Source organism: Pseudomonas sp. USHLN015 (assembly GCF_037153275.1).
GTDB lineage: Bacteria > Pseudomonadota > Gammaproteobacteria > Pseudomonadales > Pseudomonadaceae > Metapseudomonas > Metapseudomonas tohonis.
Map to the genome: position 1 here is coordinate 43,650 of NZ_JBBCKP010000014.1, position 19,489 is coordinate 63,138.

Below are 19,489 nucleotides of genomic sequence, written 5' to 3' on the forward strand. Positions count from 1 at the left end.
TTTCATGTCGGTATCTCCTGGGGTGTGGGGGGTAGCAAGTGGCTACGGGGCCCATGTTACGGACGGCCAGGCGATTAAAAAGTGATCACTCGCGATAGTCGGCATCGATGCCGATGATGATTGGAAAACCTGTTTTGGATCAGGTGCTTACCTACCCATCCAGGCCTTTCTGCCGGTGTCGCGGGCGGTATAGGCTGCGCGCGGTGATGATCTTTGCGCTGCATTTGCCGGAGTCATCCGTCCCGTTTGCCAGTCGATAGAACAAGATGCCTCGTGTGCGGCCCCTGGTGGTCTTGGGGCAAGGCACCGCTAGAGTTAGGAGAAGTGCATGACGCGCGGACGCAGAATCCTCGCCTGGACCACCGCCAGCCTGGTGCTGCTGTTGGCCGCCCTGGTGGTGTTCGTCGCCACGTTCGACTGGAACCGCATCAAGCCGACGCTCAATACCCGGGTCTCGGAAACCCTGGGTCGCCCCTTCGCCATCAAGGGCGATCTCAGCGTGCGCTGGCAGCGCGAGCCCTCGGAACCCGGCCTGCGTGCCTGGGTGCCCTGGCCCCATGTGACGGCCGAGGACCTGACCCTGGGCAATCCCGAGTGGGCCGGGAAGCAGCCGTTCGTCACCCTCAGGCGCGTGGAGGCGAGCCTGTCGCCGCTGCTGCTGCTGTGGAAGACCGTGGCCATCCCGCGCATCGACCTCACCGAGCCCCGCGCCGATCTCGAGCGCCGCGCCGACGGCCGCGACAACTGGACTTTCGAAAAGCTCGCCCGCTCCCCGGAGCAGGCTGACGAGGAGCCTTCCGCCTGGACCCTGGACATCGGTGCCATCGGCTTCGACAAGGGCCAGGTGAAGGTCGACGACCAGCCCTCGCAGACGCGCCTGGAGCTGCTGGTGGACCCACTGGGCAAGCCGATCCCGTTCAGCGACATCGTCGGCGAGAAGGCCGCCGGCAAGGTGGCGGAGCAGGGCGATGCGCCCCAGGATTACGCCTTCGGCTGGACGGCCAAGGGCAGCTACAAGGGCCAGGCGCTGGACGGCAGCGGCAAGATCGGCGGGCTGCTGGCCCTGAAGGACGCGCGCAAGCCATTTCCCCTGCAGGCCGACCTGCGCATCGGCGCCACGCGCATCGCCCTGGCCGGCACCCTCACCGACCCGACCCACCTGGGCGCCCTGGACCTGCGGCTGAAGCTGGCCGGCAACAGCCTGGGCAACCTCTACCCCTTGACCGGTGTCACCCTGCCCGACACGCCGGCCTATTCCACCGACGGCCGCCTGGTGGCGCAGCTGCAGGACCCGGCGGGCCCGCAGTTCCATTACGAAGGCTTCAACGGCGCCATCGGCGACAGCGATATCCAGGGTGACCTGCACTACGTCGCCCACCCGCCCCGGCCCAAGCTGTCCGGCGCGCTGACCTCCAACCAATTGCGTTTCGCCGACCTCGCGCCGCTGATCGGCGCCGACTCCAACGCCGAGAAGAAGGAGCGCGGCGTGGCCGGCAAGCAGCCGGCGGACAAGGTGCTGCCGGTGGAGGCGTTTCGCACCGAGCGCTGGCGGCAGATGGATGCCGACGTGCGCTTCACCGGCAAGCGCATCGTCCACAGCGACAAGCTGCCCTTCAACGACCTCGACACCCACGTGGTACTCGACGACGGCAAGCTGAGCCTGGAGCCCCTGCGCTTCGGCATGGCCGGCGGCACCCTGGACTCCACCATCCACCTGGACGGCGGCAGCGTGCCCCTGCAGGGCCGTGCCCGCCTCAGCGCGCGGCATTTCAAGCTCAAGCAGCTGTTTCCCACCTTCGAGCCGATGCGCACCAGCTTCGGCGAGCTGAACGGCGACGCCGACCTGGCCGGCACCGGCAACTCGGTGGCGGCTCTGCTGGGCACGGCCAACGGCGACCTCAAGCTGCTGGTCAACGACGGCGCGGTGAGCCGCGGATTGATGGAGATCGCCGGGCTCAACGTCGGCAACTACCTGGTCGGCAAGCTGTTCGGCGACGACGAGGTGAAGATCAACTGCGCCGCTGCCGACCTCAAGCTGGCCAAGGGCCTGGTGACGCCACGGGTGTTCATCTTCGATACCGAGAACGCGCTGATCCAGGTCGACGGTTCGGCCAACCTGGCCAGCGAGCGCCTGGACCTGACCGTCACCCCGGAGTCCAAGGGCGTGCGCATCTTCTCCCTGCGTTCGCCGCTCTACGTGCGCGGCACCTTCAAGAAGCCGGACGCCGGGGTCAAGGCGGTGCCGCTGATCGCCCGGGGTGCCGGCATGGTGGTGCTCGGCGCCGTGGTAGCACCCGCCGCCGGGCTGCTGGCGCTGGTGGCCCCCAGCGGTGGCGGGGACGTCACCAACACCTGCGCGCCGCTGCTGGAAAAGATGCGCAAGGCCAACTGAGGTCCAGGAGCTTTCGGCTTGCGCGTGTCGGCGCCGAGTGCAGCGAGGCCCAACGGGATGACATTCGGCGTCGCGGTGTTGGGTTTCGTACCTCTACCCAACCTACGGGTGTCGTGCGAGGGCTGGCGATCTGTGCCCGGTGAGGGCTGTAGGTTGGCGCCGAGCGCAGCGAGGCCCAACGGGGTGACGTTCGGCGCCGTGGTGTCGGGTTGCGTAGGGTGGTTTTCTTCGCGGGGGCTTGCGGCATGCCCGTGACCCGGGCCGGAGCCCGGGCCACGAGGTGGGGGGGGTTACTTCAGGTCGGCGAGGATGTCGGCCATGTCGTCGGCGTGTTCTTCCTCCTGCTCGAGGATTTCCTCGAACAGGCGGCGCGTGGTCGGGTCCTTGTCGCCGAGGAACTGGATGATCTCGCGGTAGCTGTCGATGGCGATGCGCTCGGCGATCAGGTCCTCGGTGACCATCTCGCGCAGGTCCTTGCCGGCCACGTACTGGGCATGGGAGCGGGCCTCCAGGCCGGCCGGGTTGAAGTCCGGCTCGCCGCCCAGTTGCACGATGCGCTCGGCCAGGCGGTCGGCGTGCTGCTGTTCCTGCTGGGCGTGTTCGAGGAATTCGCTGGCGGCGATGCTCGCCTTCAGGCCGTTGGCCATGTAGTAGTGGCGCTTGTAGCGCAGGTAGCAGACCAGCTCGGTAGCCAGCGCCTCGTTGAGCAGGCGCAGCACGGTGGTGCGGTCTGCGTGGTAGCCCTCGGTCACCGCGCCGTCCAGCACGTTCTGCCGGGCGCGCTGGCGCAGGGTGTTCACATCGGTAAGCTGTACGTCACTCATCACGTTTCTCCTTGGCTAATCAGGCCATTGCGCCTGGCTCTGGCGGCCATTGGCGTCGCGGCCCTACCTGGGATGTGAGTGATACGAAGCGGGAAAGTTTAGGAAATCTGTGGTCGGCGGTGCGGTCAGTCGAGGCGCTGGCGCTCGACCTCCTCGCGCTGGCGGCAGGTCATGAAGCCGCTGTGCTGGACGCGGCCGGCGGCGCCGAAGCTGACGTGATACGCCTGCTGGTGCCCCTCGTGGTTGAGGATGTAGTTGTTGCAGGAACCGGGGTGGACGCTGCGCTGGACGATGGAGGACGGGCGACCGCCGATGGCCTGGACCTGCTCCTTGGTCATGCCCTCTTTCACCTGCCGCACCAGGGGTTCGTTGCGGTAGGTGATGTAGTCGGTCGGGTTCTCGATCTTCGTGGCGCAGCCGGACACCGAGCCCAGAGCGGCCGCGAGCAGGAGCGAGCGCATGAACATGCTGAAGGTCCTTGATGATCCGCTGTAAATAACAGCGCTTGGACATCAGCGAGGCGCGCCGGTTCGCTATTTATTCTCTTCGGGTCTGTGCGCTCGTTGGCACTTCTGGCATTTGGCCACTGCGGCGCCCGGCAGACCGGGCGCCGCGAAGCATCAGATCTTCGCCGCCTCGGCTTCGTGTTTCTGCCATTGCTCGCAGGTCATGAAGCCCTTGCTGTCGACCCGGCCCGCGTCGTTGAAGCTGACGTAGTAGGCCTGCTGGTGGCCTTCCTTGTTCAGCACGTAGTTGTTGCAGGTACCGGGGTGCACGGTGCGCTGGATCTCGGTGGACGGCGGGCCGCCGATGGTCAGCACCTCGTCCTTGCTCATGCCGTCCTGCACCTTCTCGACCAGGGGTTCGTGGCGGTAGGTGACGTAGTCGGTGGGGTTCTCGAACTTGGTGCTGCACCCTGCTACCGATGCCAGCACGAACACTGCCGCGAGCGTTTCCTTGTACATGGTGGGTTCCTCGTGTGAGCTGATCTTCAACGGCCTGATTGGCTTCACGAGTTTCGAGTGGCGATGGAGCGGGCGAGTTCGAAGAATTTGCCGTCGCGCTACTGGCCCGCCTTCTCGGCGTCCTGCAGGCGCTGCTGGTTGACGGCGTTGGCCTGGTCGATCTGCTGCTTGAGCTGGTCCATCTGCTGCTGGGCCTGCTGCGCCTGTTCGGCCTGCAGCTTGGCCTGGGCCGCTCCGGTGGCGGCGGTCTCGCCGAGGCCGCAGCCGGCGAGCAGGAGGATGGCAAGGCAGGGCAGCAGGCATTTCATGGCACGTTCCTCGGGGGGCGATGCCGGCGAAGGTAATCCAGCGCCGGGGTCGCCGCCAGGGGAGCCGCACGAACGTCGCGGGGCGCCCGACGCCCGGTTCAGCCGTAGCGCTTCTTGGCTTCGATGGCCAGGCCGCTGCCGATGCTGCCGAAGGTGTTGCCTTCGACATGGCGGGCGTTGGGCAGCAGCGCGGCGACGCTGCCACGCAGGGCGGGGATGCCGCTGGAACCGCCGGTGAAGAACACGGTGTCGACCTGCTCGACACCGACCCCGGCGTCTGCCAGCAGCTGGGTGACGCTGTCGCGGATGCGTTGCAGCAACGGCTCGATGGCCTCCTCGAACAGATGGCGGGTCAGTTCCACGCGCAGGCCCGGCTCGATGCGTTCGAGGTCGATCACCCGGTGGCGCGCCTCGGTCAGCTCGATCTTGCTGTCTTCCACCTGCATGGCCAGCCAGTGCCCGGCGCGCTGTTCGATCAGGCGGAACAGGCGGTCGATGCCGCGCGTGTCGACGATGTCGTAGCGCATGTTCTTCAGCGACAGCTGCGATTTCTGCGCGTAGACGGCGTTGATGGTGTGCCAGGTGGCCAGGTTGAGGTGGTAGCTGGTGGGCATGAAGGCATCGCTCTTCATGCGGCTGCCGTAGCCGAACTCGGGCATGACGCCGGCCAGCGAGAGCTGCTTGTCGAAGTCGGTACCGCCCACGTGCACGCCGCCGGTGGCGAGGATGTCGGCCTGGCGGTCGGCCAGGTCGCGGCGCTCGGGGGACAGGCGCACGAGGGAGAAGTCGGAGGTGCCGCCGCCGATGTCGACGATCAGCACCAGCTCCTCGCGCTCGATACCGCGTTCGTAGTCGAAGGCGGCGGCGATGGGTTCGTACTGGAAGGAGACGTCCTTGAAGCCGAGCTTGTTGGCGACCGCCACCAGGGTCGCCTGGGCTTCCTGGTCGGCGGCCGGGTCGTCGTCGACGAAGAACACCGGGCGGCCCAGCACCACCTGCTCGAATTCATGGCCGGCGGTGGCTTCGGCGCGCTTCTTCAGCTCGCCGATGAACAGGCCCAGCAGGTCCTTGAACGGCAGCGCACTGCCCAGCACCGTGGTCTCGCTCTTGAGCAGGGTCGAGCCCAGCAGGCTCTTGAGCGAGCGCATCAGGCGGCCTTCGTAGCCTTCCAGGTACTCGTGCAGGGCCAGGCGGCCGTAGACGGGGCGACGCTCCTCGATGTTGAAGAAGATCACCGAGGGCAGGGTGATCTTGCCGTCCTCCAGCGCGATCAGCGGCTCCACGTCCGGGCGCCACCAGCCGACGGTGGAGTTGGAGGTGCCGAAGTCGATGCCCAGGGCACGGGCTGCGGTGAGGTTGCTCATGGCGCGAGAGGTCCGGTGGAAAAAACGGCCGCGCAGTGTACGCGAGCCGGGCGCGCTTTGCTCAGGCGGCGAGGCGCAGTTCGTCGCAGTGGCTAGACTCCAGGCGACGCCCCCGTCACCCCCCCCCCACACGGACACCCCGGGAGACCGCCCCATGAAGTCGATCCGCCTGCCCTTGCTCCTGCTCGCGATGCTGGCCGCCAGCCAGGGTTTCGCCGCCACCCAGCAGGAAAAGATGAAGAGCTGCAACGCCGAGGCCACCGCCCAGGAACTCAAGGGCGATGTGCGCAAGACCTTCATGAGCAACTGCCTCAAGGCGACCCAGCAGGAGAAGATGATCAGCTGCAACAAGACCGCCAGCGAGAAGGCGCTCAAGGGCGACGAACGCAAGGCCTTCCTCAGCGAGTGCCTGAAGAAGAAATAGCCTCAGGCCAGGCCCAGGCCCAGGGTCAGCGCCGCGACCGCGAGGTAGCGGCCGGCCTTGGCCAGGGTGACCAGCAGCAGGAACACCCAGGGCGACTCGCGCATCAGGCCGGCCACCAGGGTCAGCGGGTCGCCGATCACCGGCAGCCATGACAGCAGCAGGGTCCAGCGCCCGTAGCGGCGGTAGGTTGTCTGCGCCCGTTCGATGGCGGTTTCCGACACGGGAAACCACTTCCTGTGGCGGAAGTCCGCCAGGAACCGCCCCAACACCCAGTTAACCAGCGAGCCCAGCACGTTGCCGAGGGTCGCCACCAGCAGCAATGCCCAGGCCGGCTGGCCGCCGGCCAGCAGCAGGCCGGCCAGCACCGCTTCCGACTGCAGCGGCAGCAGGGTGGCGGCGCCGAAGGCGACGAGGAAGAGGCTCAGGTAGGGGATCAGGTCCGGCATCGGGCGGCTTCCGGAACGGTCGGGGCGAGGGCCGGGCGGCCCTCGCACAGGGCTCAGTGGCTGTCGTTCAGCTTGACCACGTCACCGGAAACGGTGGTGGTGTAGCCGGTCAGGACCCAGGCCCAGAACCAGTCTTCCTGGACCTGGGTGTTGATCATCGCATCGCCGCCCTTGGCCTTGATCGCGGCGTTCTGCGCGCGCACGAAGCGGCTGTTCTGGCGGACCGGAATGAAGCCGGCGACCAGCAGCCCGGTGGCGCTGGCCTCGCTGTGGCCGATCACGGTGTACTGGCTGCTGTCGAGGTTCCGGGTCTTCATCGGGGTGCCGGTGCAACCGGCGATGGCCAGTGCGGCCAGCAGGCCTGCGATCATCTTGATGCTGTGTTTCACGTCGTTCTCCTGGGTGATTCCATCCCGCGATTCGTTCGCCGGGGCGCGCAATGTAGTCGGGGCGCGGGAAAAGTTGAACCCGGTGTGGCAACGCGTCACTTGCGCAAGGGCCTGTGCCTACGACCGATGCGGGGCCCGGTCGGCTAAAGCCAGGTGAAAGCCCCGGGGGCTAGAATCTGTAATCCCGCTGCCATCGTTGTCGGACAATGTGACCGGGGGTGCGATACTTGCATCCCCGTTTCAACTATCCGCACCTGTCGTTCTGGAACCTCTATGCGAAGAGCCTCTCACCATGAGTTGCGCACGGCCTTTCGTGCGCTGTTGAACTCGAAGACCTGCTATCACACCGCGTCCGTCTTCGACCCCATGTCCGCCCGCATCGCTGCCGACCTCGGCTTCGAAGTCGGCATCCTCGGCGGCTCGGTCGCCTCGTTGCAGGTCCTGGCCGCCCCTGATTTCGCGCTGATCACCCTCAGCGAGTTCGTCGAGCAGGCCGTGCGCATCGGCCGCGTCAGCCGCCTGCCGGTGATCGCCGATGCCGACCACGGCTACGGCAACGCCCTCAACGTCATGCGCACGGTGGTGGAGTTGGAGCGTGCCGGCATCGCCGCGCTGACCATCGAGGACACGCTGCTGCCGGCCCAGTTCGGGCGCAAGTCCACCGACCTGATCAGCGTCGAGGAAGGCGTCGGCAAGATCCGTGCGGCCCTGGAAGCGCGTGTCGACCCGGACCTGTCGATCATCGCCCGCACCCATGCCGGCGTGCTCTCCACCGAGGAGGTGATCGCCCGCACCAAGGCCTACCAGGCTGCCGGCGCCGACGGCATCTGCATGGTCGGCGTCGCCGACTTCGAGCACCTGGAAGCCATCGCCGCGCACCTCAGCGTGCCGCTGATGCTGGTCACCTACGGCAACCCGCAACTGCGTGACAACCAGCGCCTGGCCGACCTTGGCGTGCGCATCGTGGTCAACGGCCACGCCGCCTACTTCGCCGCCATCAAGGCCACCTACGACTGCCTGCGCGAGCAGCGCCAGATCGACACCGCCGCCTCCGAACTGAGCGCCACCGAGCTGACCCACAAGTACACCCTGCCCGAGGACTACATCATCTGGGCGCGGGAATACATGGACGTGAAGGAATAGCCCGGAACGACCTCCGCTTGTCGCCCACCGGCCCCGGGTGTTGCAAAAGGCCGAGTGCCGCCCCCATAACTGATCGGGTCAATCCTCGACAGCATGGGAGGCCGGCATGGCCAGTGGTTGGGCGGGAGATGGCGCAGTCCAGGAACAGATCGACAGCACCATCGAAGACGCCGTGCAACGGGCACGCAGCCAGTTACCGAAGGGCGAGAGCCTGACGCATTGCGAAGAATGCGATGCACCCATTCCCCAGGCGCGCCGCGAGGCGGTGCCGGGCGTGCGGCTGTGCGTGAAATGCCAGGCCGAGCACGACCGTGAGAACGCCGCCTACGCCGGCTACAACCGGCGCGGCAGCAAGGACAGCCAGTTGCGTTGAAGGCTCAGAACAGCGCGCCGAGATAGACGGCGCCGCCGGCGCCGGCCTGGATGCCGACGTTGGCACCGCCCATCAGCAGGGCGCCGCGCGCCGACTGCATCAGCTGGCGGGTCAGCATCGGCGAGACGGTGAGGCTGGTCACCGGGCTCGCGTTCATCAGCATCACCGCGGCCAAGAGCTTGGGGTCCAGGCCGAACAGCATCGCCGTGCCCGACACGCCGACGGCGACGCCCGCGCCGACTTCCACGTACATGCAGGGGCCGGTGATGTCGTCACGGGTCAGGTCGCGCTCCACCAGGTCGTCCGCGACGAAGACCGCGCCGTCGCTGGGGAAGGCTTCCGCCGCGCCGGCACCGCCGATGCTCTTGCCCTTGATCTTGATGTCCACCTTGCCGAAGCGCGGCAGCTTGGCACCGATGCCCACGCCGGCACCGAGGCCGCCGTAGCGCAGGTTGACGTTCTCGCCGGCGGGCGAGCGCAGGGTGATGGAACCGCCGCCACCGGCGACGAAGGCGATGGTCAGGCCGCCGCCACTGGCGGTGACATAGCCCCAGCGGCTCGGATTGACGGGCAGGGGAATGGGCATCTTCGGCATTGCTGCTTCCTTGTGCGGTGCGGTTCAGGCGATGTCGTGACGGGGGCGCCTGAAGAGGGTCATCAGTCCGGTGACCGTGAAGGCGGAGCCCAGCAGGCCGAGGAAGGCCGGGGTGCCCCAGAGTGCGCCGAAGTCGTCGACCACGGCCGAGGTGGCCGGCGCGTCGGCCTGGTAGTGGACCTTCACCTGCATGCCGACCTGGTAGCCGTAGATCCAGCCCCCCTGGGGGTAGGAGATGCGCGTACCGGTGCCATCGGTGAAGGCGATTTCGGGGTGGGAGCCGCCTGCGTTGAGCGCGACGACGCTGCCATCTGCCTCCAGGGCCGATTGCAGGAATCCCACGCGGGAAGAGGTCTGGATGGCCATCGCGGCGAGCAGCGCGAGGCCGATCAGGGCAAAGAGGCCGCCCTTGAAACGGGGGAGGGGGGTATCGGACATCCTGTGGCGTTCCTGGTCATCCATGGGCGTGGCCGGGGGAACTCCCGGCCACTGCGCTGGGACAGGCGTCTGTCCCGTAGGTTCCCGCCAGGGCGACGGGAACCCGGCCATCAGGCCTTGGGGTTGGGACCGTAGGCGTTGGTCTCCGGCACGCTGTCCTGGACCAGCAGGAACAGCAGGTACAGGCCGCCGAGGATCGGCACGAGGGCGATCAGGATCCACCAGCCGCTCTTGCCGATATCGTGCAGGCGACGCGCGGTCACGCCCAGGGCCGGCAGCAGCACGGCGAGGCTGTACAGGTTGGCCAGCAGGGCCAGGTTTTCACTGATCAGGCCCAGGATCACGGAAAGCGCGATGGAGATCACGACGTTCACCAGGGTGAACATCCAGTACTCCTTGCGGCGCGCACGGCCGTTAAAGTCGAAGTAATGCTGCTTGATGCACTTCAAATACCATTCCATAGAAAACTCCCTTTTTAGGCCGCGCGTGGCGGCATTTTTCGTGTACCTGGCAAGGCCTCGGCCTACACCGGCCGGTGTAGTTGGCCGACTATAGCGTTTCGTAACAAGGCATTGCGTGGGAGAGTTCACGGCACGGCAAATTGCCATCGAGTCAATTCTGGCGAGTTGTGTCGTGCCCGTAGGTTGGCGCCGAGCGCAGCGAGGCCCAACGCCGCGATGCGCGTATCGCGCTTCGCTTCCCGGCTTCGCCCGCATGCGCTGGCAATGATCCGACAGGCGGCCATGTCCTTTCCCGGATCCGAAGGGCGTGGCGATCCCTAGACTGCGGGCTCCTCATGGCTCAAGGGATGGAACATGCGATACCGCCGCGCCTTCGTGCCGGGTGGCACCTATTTCTTCACCGTCAATCTCGCGAATCGCTCCCATGGCTTGTTGATCGAACATGTCGATCTGCTGCGCATGGCCTTCAAGCGGGTGCGGGCACGGCACCCTTTCGAGATACCCGCGATGGTCGTGCTGCCCGACCACCTGCATGCCATATGGACCTTGCCGGAAGGTGATGCCGACTTCCCCCTGCGCTGGTCTCAGATCAAGGGCACCTTTTCCCGGCTGGTGCCGGAGCGGGGCCGGGTGAACCGGTCGCGTCGGGACAAGCGTGAGCGTGGCATCTGGCAGAGACGCTTCTGGGAGCACCAGATACGGGATGAGCGGGACCTCGCTCGGCACATCGATTACATCCACATCAACCCGGTGAAGCATGGGCATGTGCGCCGTGCGGTCGACTGGCCTTACTCCTCGATCCACCGCTTCATCCGTGATGGAAGGCTATCGGCCGATTGGGCCTGTGCTCCTCATGACGGCGTGTTCGGCGAACTGCCCTCGTAGATTGGCACCGAGCGCAGCGAGGCACTGCGAAGCGGGATCGGGTCCGTTGCGTTGGGCTTCGTGCCTCAGCCCAACCTACGTCGTGCCGAGGCGTACTCGTAGGTTGGTGCCGAGCGCAGCGAGGCCCGACAACGCGATGTCGGGCCAGGGGCGGGTGCGTGGTCAGAACAGGAAATACCGCTGCGCCATCGGCAGCACCTCGGCGGGCTCGCACCAGAGCAGCTGGCCGTCGGCCTTGACCTGGTAGGTCTGCGGGTCGACGTCGATCACCGGGGTGTAGTCGTTATGGATCAGGTCCTGCTTCTGCACGGTGCGGCAGCCCTTCACCACGGCGATGCGTTTCTTCAGGCCGAGTCGCTCGGGCACGCCGGCCTCCAGGGCGGCCTGGCTGATGAAGGTGATGCTGGTGGCGTGGCGGCTGCCGGCGTAGCTTCCGAACATCGGCCGGTAGTGCACCGGTTGCGGGGTGGGGATGGAGGCGTTGGCGTCGCCCATCAGGCTCGCGGCGATGGCCCCGCCCTTGAGGATCAGCGTCGGCTTCACGCCGAAGAAGGCCGGGCGCCAGAGCACCAGGTCGGCCCACTTGCCCACTTCCACCGAGCCCACCTCGTGGCTGATGCCGTGGGTGATGGCCGGGTTGATGGTGTACTTGGCGATGTAGCGCTTGACCCGGAAGTTGCTGTTGCCGGCGCCGTCGCCTTCCAGCGGGCCCCGTTGCCTGTGCATCTTGTCGGCGGTCTGCCAGGTGCGCGTGATGACCTCGCCGACGCGGCCCATGGCCTGGCTGTCGGAGCTGATCATGCTGAAGGCGCCGAGGTCGTGGAGGATGTCCTCGGCGGCGATGGTCTCGCGGCGGATGCGGCTTTCGGCGAAGGCCACGTCCTCGGCGATGCTCGGGTCCAGGTGGTGGCAGACCATGAGCATGTCCAGGTGCTCGTCGATGGTGTTGCGGGTGAAGGGCCGGGTCGGGTTGGTGGAGCTGGGCAGCACGTTGGAGAAACCGCAGGCCTTGATGATGTCCGGTGCGTGGCCGCCGCCGGCGCCTTCGGTGTGGTAGGTGTGGATGGTGCGGCCCTTGAAGGCGCCCAGGGTGGTTTCGACGAAGCCCGACTCGTTGAGGGTGTCGGTGTGGATGGCCACCTGCACGTCGTACTGGTCGGCGACGCTCAGGCAGTTGTCGATGGCCGCCGGGGTGGTGCCCCAGTCCTCGTGCAGCTTGAGGCCGATGGCGCCGGCCTTCACCTGTTCGATCAAGGGTTCGGGCAGCGAGGCGTTGCCCTTGCCGGTGAAGCCGATGTTCATCGGGAAGGCGTCGGCGGCCTGGAGCATGCGCGCCATGTGCCAGGGCCCGGAGGTGCAGGTGGTGGCGTTGGTGCCGGTGGCCGGCCCGGTGCCGCCGCCGATCATGGTGGTGACTCCGCTCATGAGCGCCTCTTCGATCTGCTGCGGGCAGATGAAGTGGATGTGGGTGTCGATGCCGCCGGCGGTGAGGATCATGCCCTCGCCGGCGATCACCTCGGTGCTGGCGCCGATGGCGATGGTGACGTCGGGCTGGATGTCCGGGTTGCCGGCCTTGCCGATCGCCGCGATGCGCCCTTCCTTCAAACCCACGTCGGCCTTGACGATGCCCCAGTGGTCGATGATCAGCGCGTTGGTGATCAGCGTGTCGACCACCTCGGCGGCCAAAAGCTGGCCCTGGCCCATGCCGTCGCGGATCACCTTGCCGCCGCCGAACTTCACTTCCTCGCCATAGGTGGTGAAGTCCTTCTCGACTTCGATCCACAGCTCGGTGTCGGCCAGGCGCACCTTGTCGCCGACGGTGGGGCCGAACATGTCGGCGTAGGCTTGGCGGGAAATCTTCATTCCTCGTTCCTCGGAATTCAGGCTGCAAGCTCAAAGCTGCAAGCCTCAAGTGAAAAAGCGGACGCCGCGCGGCACTTGCTTGCGGCTTGTGGCTTGCGACTTGTCGCTGCGATCAGAGATCACCCATGACGCGCCCGGCGAAGCCGAACACCCGACGCGCGCCGGCCAGGTCCACCAGTTCCACCTCGCGGCTCTGGCCCGGTTCGAAGCGCACGGCGGTGCCGGCGGGGATGTTCAGGCGCATGCCGCGCGCGGCGGCGCGGTCGAAGGCCAGGGCGTCGTTGGTTTCGAAGAAGTGGTAGTGCGAGCCCACCTGGATCGGCCGGTCGCCGGTGTTGGCCACGGAGAGTCTCAGGGTGCGGCGGCCGGCGTTGAGTTCGATCTCGCCGTCCTGGATCTGGTATTCGCCGGGAATCATGGAAGTCACTCCAGGATGAGTTGCATGAAGGTGAGGTCCAGCCAACGGCCGAACTTGCGGCCAACCTGGGGCATCTGGCCGGTGGTGGTGAAGCCGAGGCGCTGGTGCAGGCGGACGGAGGCGGCATTCTCGGACTCGATGGCCCCCACCATCACATGCAGTCCGGCCGACCGGGCCCGTTCGATCAATGCCTGCATCAGCTGCGGGCCGAGGCCCTTGCCGCGCTGGTCGGCACGCACGTAGACCGAGTGTTCGACGGTGTGCTTGTAGCCGTCATGCGGCCGCCAGGCGCCATAGCTGGCGTAGCCGACCACCTCGCCGGCAGCGTCACGCGCCGCCAGCACCGGAAACCCGGCTGCCGTGCGCTCGGCCAGCCAGGCGCGGCGGTTGGCCAGGTCCACCAGGGTCTCGTTCCAGATCGCCGTGGTGTGCTCCACGGCGTCGTTGTAGATGGCCAGGATGCCGGGCAGGTCGGCTTCGCTGGCGTCACGGATGATCATTTCGGGTCTCCAGGAGGTCGTTCCAGGCCGTCGCGGGCTCAGCATGGCAAGCGCAGCAGGCATGGGACGACTTCCTCAGGCGATGGGTTGGTGGACGGTTACCAGCTTGGTGCCGTCGGGGAAGGTGGCTTCGATCTGGATCTCCGGGATCATCTCCGGCACGCCTTCCATCACCTGGTCGCGGCTCAGCAGCGTGGTGCCGAAGTGCATGAGCTCGGCCACGGTGCGACCGTCGCGCGCGCCTTCGAGTAGCGCCGCGGAGATGAACGCCATCGCTTCCGGGTAGTTGAGCTTCACGCCACGGGCCAGGCGCCGCTCGGCGACGAGGCCGGCGGTGAAGATCAGCAGCTTGTCTTTCTCTCTCGGGGTGAGGTCCATCAGGTACTCCAGATTCGCGGTGGCACGGCCTCGCGGCCGAGCAGGGCAGGGCGCAACAGGCGCCAGAGGTCGATCAGCCAGGCGCGCGCGTGCAGGGCTTCGCCGGCCAGGCAGCGGGCCACCAGCAGGCCGGGCAGTTGGGTGAGGTCGCCGCGCACGGCCGAGGGCAGTTCGCGGCAGCGTTCCAGCAGCTCCGGGTCGAGCTGGCCGGTGGCGATCAGGGTGGCGAACACCGGTTGCCCGGCGAGGCCGATGCTCGAGTCGAGCAGGCCGTCGTCGCCGCTGATGCGCTGGCGTTCGTGCCACAGGGCGCGGCCTTCGCGGCGGATGTCCAGGTGCGCCTGGAAGTGGCCGCTGGCGAAGCGTTCAGCGGCGGCGGGGCGGCCGAGGGCGACCACGTCCCAGTAGAACAGGCGGGCGTCGGCGGCCAGGTCGATGCGGGTGGACAGCTCGGCCTGGGCGCCGGAGAAGACGATGGTTTCCTGGGGCAGCCATTCCAGGGTGGCGCCGGCCTCGACGCGCAGGGCGAGCGTCTGGAAGGCCGGGCTGCGGGCGCGGTACCACTTGGCCGCGCCCGGGCTGGTGAGCTGGGCCCAGGCGCCTTCGCCCACCTGGGCGGAGATGCCCAGGCGGTCGCCCCCGGCGATGCCGCCAGGCGGGTGGACGATGATGTGCTGGCAGACACCCGGCCCTTCGGCGTGGAGGTGCTTCTGCACCCTCAGGGGGCCGAGGTGGCGGCGAAGCACCGGAATGGTGCGCTCGTCACGACGGGCGTAGGCCAGCTCCAGCTCGGCGTGCCAGCTCGGCGTGAACAGGGCTGCGGGCAGGTTCATGGCTGTGGGGGCATCCGCGAAATAGTTGACCGACCGGGCAAAGCAAGAGGCGTGCCCTGAACCCATCCGGTGCACGCGCCCGCGGTCAGATCGTCACCAGGCCGCGCACGCCCTCGGCCTCCATGTTCTCCCCGCGCCCCTGCTGGATGATTTCGCCACGGCTCATCACCAGGTACTGGTCGGCCAGTTCGGCGGCGAAGTCGTAGAACTGCTCCACCAGCAGGATGGCCATGTCGCCGCGCTCGGCCAGCTTGCGGATCACCGCGCCGATCTCCTTGATCACCGAGGGCTGGATGCCTTCGGTGGGCTCGTCGAGGATCAGCAACCGGGGCCGGCTGGCCAGGGCGCGGCCGATGGCCAGTTGCTGCTGCTGGCCGCCGGAGAGGTCGCCGCCGCGGCGGTGCTTCATCTCCCGCAGCACCGGGAACAGCTCGTAGATGAACTCGGGCACGGCCTTGGCTTCCTTGGCGCCGAAGCGGGACAGCCCCATCAGCAGGTTCTCCTCCACCGTCAGGCGCGGGAAGATCTCGCGGCCCTGGGGCACGTAGGCGATGCCGGCGTGCACGCGCTGGTGCGGTTTGGAACCGGTGATCGGCTTGCCCTGCCAGTTAACCGCGCCCTCCTTCGACGGGATCAGGCCCATCAGGCACTTCAGCAGCGTGGTCTTGCCCACGCCGTTGCGCCCGAGCAGGCAGGTGACCTCGCCGACCCTCACCTCGAACGACAGGCCGCGGAGGATGTGGCTGCCGCCGTAGTATTGATGCAGCTGATGGACTTGGAGCACGGTTGAATTCCTCAGTGGCTGCAGCCTCAAGCACCAAGCTTCAAGCCGCAAGAAAGAGCGGGTCAGCATCGTTTTGCAGCTTGCAGCTTGCAGCTTGCAGCTGGGCGCTCAGCGCCCCAGATAAACCTCGATCACCTGTTCATTCGCCTGCACGTCCGCCAACGAGCCCTCGGCCAACACATGCCCCTGGTGCAGCACGGTGACGTGGTCGGCGATGCTGCCGACGAAGCCCATGTCGTGCTCCACCACCATCAGCGAGTGCTTGCCGGCCAGGCCCTTGAACAGTTCGGCGGTGAATTCGGTCTCGGCGTCGGTCATGCCGGCCACCGGTTCGTCGAGCAGCAGCAGTTGCGGGTCCTGCATCAGCAGCATGCCGATCTCCAGGAACTGCTTCTGGCCGTGGGACAGCAGCCCAGCCGGGCGGCGCCGCGAGTCCTGCAGGCGGATGGTGGCGAGCACTTCGTCGATGCGGTCCTTCTGCTCGCCGGTGAGCCTGGCGCGCAGGCTGGCCCACACCGACTTGTCGGTCTTCTGCGCCAGTTCCAGGTTCTCGAACACGCTGAGCGCCTCGAACACCGTGGGCTTCTGGAACTTGCGGCCGATGCCGGCCTGGGCGATCTCGACCTCGCTCATGCGGGTCAGGTCCAGGGTCTCGCCGAACCAGGCGCTGCCGGTAGTGGGGCGGGTCTTGCCGGTGATCACGTCCATCAGCGTGGTCTTGCCCGCGCCGTTGGGGCCGATGATGCAGCGCAGCTCGCCGACGCCGATGTACAGGTTGAGGTCGTTGAGCGCCTTGAAGCCATCGAAGCTGACGCTGATGTCCTCCAGCGTGAGGATGGTGCCGTGGCGGGTGTTCAGGCCCTTGCCGGCGCTCTGGCCGAGGCCGAGGGCGTCACGGCCGGTGCCGGCGTCGCTGTTGGGGTCGTAGGCGGGTTCGAGCATGAGTTCGGGTACCGGGGTCGCTCTCATTGGTCCTTCTCCTTGCGCAGCAGGCCGAACAGGCCCTTGGGCAGGAACAGGGTGACGACGATGAACAGGGCGCCGAGGAAGAACAGCCAGTATTCCGGGAAGGCCACGGTGAACCAGCTCTTCATGCCGTTGACCAGGCCGGCGCCCAGCAGCGGGCCGATGAGCGAGCCGCGCCCGCCCAGGGCCACCCAGACGGCGGCCTCGATGGAGTTGGTCGGCGACATCTCGCTGGGGTTGATGATGCCCACCTGGGGCACGTACAGCGCGCCGGCCAGGCCGCAGAGCACGGCCGACAGCACCCAGATGAACAGCTTGTAGCCGCGCGGGTCGTAGCCGCAGAACATCAGGCGGTTCTCGGCATCGCGCAGGGCGGTGAGCACGCGGCCGAACTTGCTCCTGGACAGGCGCCAGCCTAGCAGCAGGGCGCTCGCCAGCAGCGCGACCGTGGCCAGGAACAGCACGGCCCGGGTGCCCGGCGCGGTGATGTCGAAGCCGAGGATGCGCTTGAAGTCGGTGAAGCCGTTGTTGCCACCGAAGCCGGTCTCGTTGCGGAAGAACAGCAGCATGCCGGCGAAGGTCAGGGCCTGGGTCATGATCGAGAAGTACACGCCCTTGATCCGCGAGCGGAAGGCGAAGAAGCCGAACACCAGGGCCAGCAGGCCGGGGGCGAGCACCACCAGGCACAGGGCCCAGAGGAAGCTGGAGGTGCCGCCCCAGTACCAGGGCAATTCGCTCCAAGCGAGGAAGCTCATGAAGGCCGGCAGGCCATCCCCGGCGCTCTGGCGCATCAGGTACATGCCCATGGCGTAGCCGCCGAGGGCGAAGAACAGCCCGTGGCCCAGGGACAGCAGCCCGGCGTAGCCCCAGACCAGGTCCAGGGCCAGCGCGACGATGGCGTAGCAGAGGATCTTGCCCACCAGGGTCAGGGTGTAGGCGGAGACCTGCAGCGGGCTGTCGGCCGGCAGCAGGTGCAGCAGCGGCAGGGCGATCAGCGCGGCGAGCACCAGGGCGCCGACGCCCAGGGTGACTTTCGGGCCGGCCTTCTGCGCGGCGGTGAGGGTCAGTGGCTGGTTCATCAGTCGATCACCCGTCCTTTCAGTGCGAAGAGGCCCTGCGGGCGTTTCTGGATGAAGAGAATGATCAGCGCGAGGATCAGGATCTTGCCCAGCACGGCGCCGATCGAAGGCTCCAGGATCTTGTTCGCCACGCCGAGGCCGAAGGCCGCCAGCACGCTGCCGGCCAGTTGGCCGACGCCACCGAGCACCACCACCAGGAAGGAGTCGATGATGTAGCTCTGGCCCAGGTCGGGGCCGACGTTGCCGATCTGCGACAGGGCTACGCCGCCGAGCCCGGCGATGCCGGAGCCGAGGCCGAAGGCGAGCATGTCGACGCGGCCGGTGGGCACGCCGCAACAGGCGGCCATGTTGCGGTTCTGGGTGACGGCGCGGACGTTCAGGCCCAGGCGCGTCTTGTTCAGCAGCAGCCAGGTCAGCGCCACCACGAACAGGGCGAAGCCGATGATGACGATGCGGTTGTACGGCAGCACCAGGTTGGGCAGCACCTGGATGCCGCCGGAGAGCCAGGCCGGGTTGGCCACTTCGACGTTCTGCGCGCCGAACACCACGCGCACCAGCTGGATCAGCATCAGGCTGATGCCCCAGGTGGCGAGCAGGGTTTCCAGCGGGCGGCCGTAGAGGTGGCGGATCACCGTGCGCTCCAGGGCCATGCCGATGGCGGCGGTGACGCAGAAGGCCACCGGCAGCGCCACCAGTGGGTAGAGGGCCAGCAGGTCCGGCGCCAGGCGCTGGAACATCAGCTGCACGATGTAGGTGGAGTAGGCGCCGAGCATCAGCATCTCGCCGTGGGCCATGTTGATCACCCCGAGCAGGCCGAAGGTGATGGCCAGGCCCAGGGCGGCCAGCAGCAGGATGGAGCCCAGGGACAGGCCGCTGAAGGCCTGGCCGAGCACCTCGCCCAGCGCCAGGCGACGCTTGACCTGGGCCAGGCTGGTTTCGGCGGCGGTGCGCACGGCGGCATCGGTTTCCACCGCCGGGTCGAGCAGCGCTTCGAGGCGGGTACGGGCCAGCGGGTCGCCGGTCTCGCCCAGCAGGCGCACGGCGTTGAGGCGGATGGCCGGGTCGGGGTCGACCAGTTGCAGGTTGGCCAGGGCCAGGCTGAGGGCATCGCGCACGGCGCCATCGTCCTCGGCGACCATGCGCTGGTTGAGCAGCGGCAGTTGCGCGGGCTTGGCGCTCTTCTGCAACTGGCGGGCGGCCTCCAGGCGCGCGGCGGGTTCGGCGGCGAGCAACTGGTGGCTGGCCTGGGTGGTGATCAGCAGGCCGCGCAGGCGGTTGTTCAGGCGCAGCTTCTTCGGCGTGGCGGCGGGGGCGGCGTCGCCCTCTGCGGCCTGCCAGGTGCCGTCCTGTTCGAAGTAGGCCCGCTTGGCGTCGATGGCGAAGCGGTTCTGTTGCAGGGCATCGAGCAGTGGCTGGCGCATGGCGTCGGGCTCGGCGGCCCAGCGTTCCAGCAGCTTCGCCTGCTGGCTCGGATTGGCGGCCGCGAAGTCGTTGGCGTCACCGGCCCGGGCCGCCAGGGGCAGCAACAGGGCCAGGGACAGGAGGATTCGGAAAAGGCAGGTGGGCATGGAGAGGGAGGCTCCGTATCGGCGGGGTAAGCCAAAAGGTGGAAGCCAGAAGCTGGAAGCTGGAAGGTGGGGACTTCCAGCTTCAGGCTCCAG

At 67.4% G+C, this 19,489-nt stretch carries 24 protein-coding genes; 5 read left to right on the plus strand and 19 right to left on the minus strand.

Annotated elements, in window-relative coordinates; genetic code table 11:
* Positions 1-328: 328 nt before the first annotated feature.
* Positions 329-2,392 carry an AsmA family protein gene (locus WFQ67_RS25730; protein ID WP_337058583.1) on the plus strand — a complete coding sequence of 688 codons (2,064 nt, stop codon included), beginning with the start codon at positions 329-331 and terminating at the stop codon, positions 2,390-2,392.
* 290 nt (positions 2,393-2,682) lie between these two features.
* Here the strand turns inward: WFQ67_RS25730 and WFQ67_RS25735 are convergent, their stop codons facing one another.
* The 5 genes from WFQ67_RS25735 to WFQ67_RS25755 form a co-directional block, all read right to left on the minus strand.
* The gene (locus WFQ67_RS25735) at positions 2,683-3,216 is read right to left on the minus strand and encodes a ferritin-like domain-containing protein (RefSeq protein ID WP_213626509.1); all 534 of its coding nucleotides are present in this window, start codon (positions 3,214-3,216) and stop codon (positions 2,683-2,685) included.
* A gap of 125 nt (positions 3,217-3,341) precedes the next feature.
* A complete protein-coding gene (gene osmE, locus WFQ67_RS25740) occupies positions 3,342-3,683 on the minus strand; it encodes an osmotically-inducible lipoprotein OsmE (protein WP_337058584.1) in 342 nt (113 codons plus the stop codon).
* 153 nt (positions 3,684-3,836) lie between these two features.
* Positions 3,837-4,181, minus strand: coding sequence for an osmotically-inducible lipoprotein OsmE (gene osmE / locus WFQ67_RS25745; protein ID WP_111264642.1), 345 nt, complete (start codon positions 4,179-4,181; stop codon positions 3,837-3,839).
* A gap of 98 nt (positions 4,182-4,279) precedes the next feature.
* Complete coding sequence (locus tag WFQ67_RS25750; protein ID WP_173171467.1) at positions 4,280-4,489, minus strand: hypothetical protein; 210 nt, start codon at positions 4,487-4,489, stop codon at positions 4,280-4,282.
* A gap of 98 nt (positions 4,490-4,587) precedes the next feature.
* Positions 4,588-5,853, minus strand: coding sequence for an Hsp70 family protein (locus tag WFQ67_RS25755; RefSeq protein WP_213626505.1), 1,266 nt, complete (start codon positions 5,851-5,853; stop codon positions 4,588-4,590).
* 154 nt (positions 5,854-6,007) lie between these two features.
* Between WFQ67_RS25755 and WFQ67_RS25760 the strand changes: the two genes are divergently transcribed.
* Positions 6,008-6,277 carry a PsiF family protein gene (locus WFQ67_RS25760; RefSeq protein WP_337058585.1) on the plus strand — a complete coding sequence of 90 codons (270 nt, stop codon included), beginning with the start codon at positions 6,008-6,010 and terminating at the stop codon, positions 6,275-6,277.
* A 2-nt stretch (positions 6,278-6,279) separates the two neighbouring features.
* Here WFQ67_RS25760 and WFQ67_RS25765 read toward each other — a convergent pair whose 3' ends face one another.
* Positions 6,280-6,723 carry a YqaA family protein gene (locus tag WFQ67_RS25765; RefSeq protein WP_337058586.1) on the minus strand — a complete coding sequence of 148 codons (444 nt, stop codon included), beginning with the start codon at positions 6,721-6,723 and terminating at the stop codon, positions 6,280-6,282.
* A gap of 53 nt (positions 6,724-6,776) precedes the next feature.
* The gene (locus WFQ67_RS25770) at positions 6,777-7,094 is read right to left on the minus strand and encodes a hypothetical protein (protein WP_442969630.1); all 318 of its coding nucleotides are present in this window, start codon (positions 7,092-7,094) and stop codon (positions 6,777-6,779) included.
* 291 nt (positions 7,095-7,385) lie between these two features.
* On the opposite strand from WFQ67_RS25770, the gene WFQ67_RS25775 reads away from it, so the two are divergent.
* A complete protein-coding gene (locus tag WFQ67_RS25775; RefSeq protein ID WP_111264637.1) occupies positions 7,386-8,255 on the plus strand; it encodes an isocitrate lyase/PEP mutase family protein in 870 nt (289 codons plus the stop codon).
* A gap of 106 nt (positions 8,256-8,361) precedes the next feature.
* Positions 8,362-8,628: a DksA/TraR family C4-type zinc finger protein gene (locus tag WFQ67_RS25780; RefSeq protein WP_111264636.1), complete on the plus strand. Its 267-nt coding sequence runs from the start codon at positions 8,362-8,364 to the stop codon at positions 8,626-8,628.
* A 4-nt stretch (positions 8,629-8,632) separates the two neighbouring features.
* On the opposite strand, the gene WFQ67_RS25785 is transcribed toward WFQ67_RS25780, so the two are convergent.
* The 3 genes from WFQ67_RS25785 to WFQ67_RS25795 form a co-directional block, all read right to left on the minus strand.
* Positions 8,633-9,223 carry a hypothetical protein gene (locus WFQ67_RS25785; protein WP_111264635.1) on the minus strand — a complete coding sequence of 197 codons (591 nt, stop codon included), beginning with the start codon at positions 9,221-9,223 and terminating at the stop codon, positions 8,633-8,635.
* A gap of 24 nt (positions 9,224-9,247) precedes the next feature.
* On the minus strand, positions 9,248-9,661 hold the full coding sequence (locus WFQ67_RS25790; RefSeq protein WP_213626497.1) for a DUF3592 domain-containing protein: 414 nt from the start codon (positions 9,659-9,661) through the stop codon (positions 9,248-9,250).
* A gap of 110 nt (positions 9,662-9,771) precedes the next feature.
* The gene (locus WFQ67_RS25795) at positions 9,772-10,122 is read right to left on the minus strand and encodes a DUF805 domain-containing protein (RefSeq protein WP_173171477.1); all 351 of its coding nucleotides are present in this window, start codon (positions 10,120-10,122) and stop codon (positions 9,772-9,774) included.
* A 354-nt stretch (positions 10,123-10,476) separates the two neighbouring features.
* Between WFQ67_RS25795 and WFQ67_RS25800 the strand changes: the two genes are divergently transcribed.
* Complete coding sequence (locus WFQ67_RS25800; protein WP_213626495.1) at positions 10,477-11,007, plus strand: REP-associated tyrosine transposase; 531 nt, start codon at positions 10,477-10,479, stop codon at positions 11,005-11,007.
* A gap of 162 nt (positions 11,008-11,169) precedes the next feature.
* Here the strand turns inward: WFQ67_RS25800 and ureC are convergent, their stop codons facing one another.
* The 9 genes from ureC to urtB form a co-directional block, all read right to left on the minus strand.
* Positions 11,170-12,870 carry an urease subunit alpha gene (gene ureC, locus WFQ67_RS25805; RefSeq protein ID WP_337058587.1) on the minus strand — a complete coding sequence of 567 codons (1,701 nt, stop codon included), beginning with the start codon at positions 12,868-12,870 and terminating at the stop codon, positions 11,170-11,172.
* Positions 12,871-12,982: 112 nt separating this feature from the next.
* Positions 12,983-13,288, minus strand: coding sequence for an urease subunit beta (locus tag WFQ67_RS25810; RefSeq protein ID WP_173171485.1), 306 nt, complete (start codon positions 13,286-13,288; stop codon positions 12,983-12,985).
* Between the two features lie 5 nt (positions 13,289-13,293).
* Positions 13,294-13,788, minus strand: a complete 495-nt coding sequence (locus WFQ67_RS25815; RefSeq protein WP_213626491.1) for a GNAT family N-acetyltransferase — start codon at positions 13,786-13,788, stop codon at positions 13,294-13,296.
* Positions 13,789-13,863: 75 nt separating this feature from the next.
* Positions 13,864-14,166: an urease subunit gamma gene (ureA, locus tag WFQ67_RS25820; protein WP_173171489.1), complete on the minus strand. Its 303-nt coding sequence runs from the start codon at positions 14,164-14,166 to the stop codon at positions 13,864-13,866.
* Complete coding sequence (locus WFQ67_RS25825; protein ID WP_337058588.1) at positions 14,166-14,999, minus strand: urease accessory protein UreD; 834 nt, start codon at positions 14,997-14,999, stop codon at positions 14,166-14,168. Before WFQ67_RS25825 ends, ureA begins: the two co-directional genes overlap by 1 nt.
* 85 nt (positions 15,000-15,084) lie before the next feature.
* Positions 15,085-15,783 (minus strand): urea ABC transporter ATP-binding subunit UrtE, encoded by a 699-nt coding sequence (urtE, locus tag WFQ67_RS25830; protein WP_337058589.1) that lies wholly within the window; start codon positions 15,781-15,783, stop codon positions 15,085-15,087.
* 108 nt (positions 15,784-15,891) lie between these two features.
* Entirely contained in the window at positions 15,892-16,752 is an 861-nt protein-coding gene (gene urtD / locus WFQ67_RS25835) for an urea ABC transporter ATP-binding protein UrtD (RefSeq protein WP_173171495.1), read from the minus strand.
* The gene (gene urtC / locus WFQ67_RS25840) at positions 16,749-17,828 is read right to left on the minus strand and encodes an urea ABC transporter permease subunit UrtC (RefSeq protein ID WP_337058590.1); all 1,080 of its coding nucleotides are present in this window, start codon (positions 17,826-17,828) and stop codon (positions 16,749-16,751) included. Before urtC ends, urtD begins: the two co-directional genes overlap by 4 nt.
* Positions 17,828-19,396 (minus strand): urea ABC transporter permease subunit UrtB, encoded by a 1,569-nt coding sequence (urtB, locus tag WFQ67_RS25845; protein ID WP_213626483.1) that lies wholly within the window; start codon positions 19,394-19,396, stop codon positions 17,828-17,830. Before urtB ends, urtC begins: the two co-directional genes overlap by 1 nt.
* Positions 19,397-19,489 lie beyond the last annotated feature (93 nt).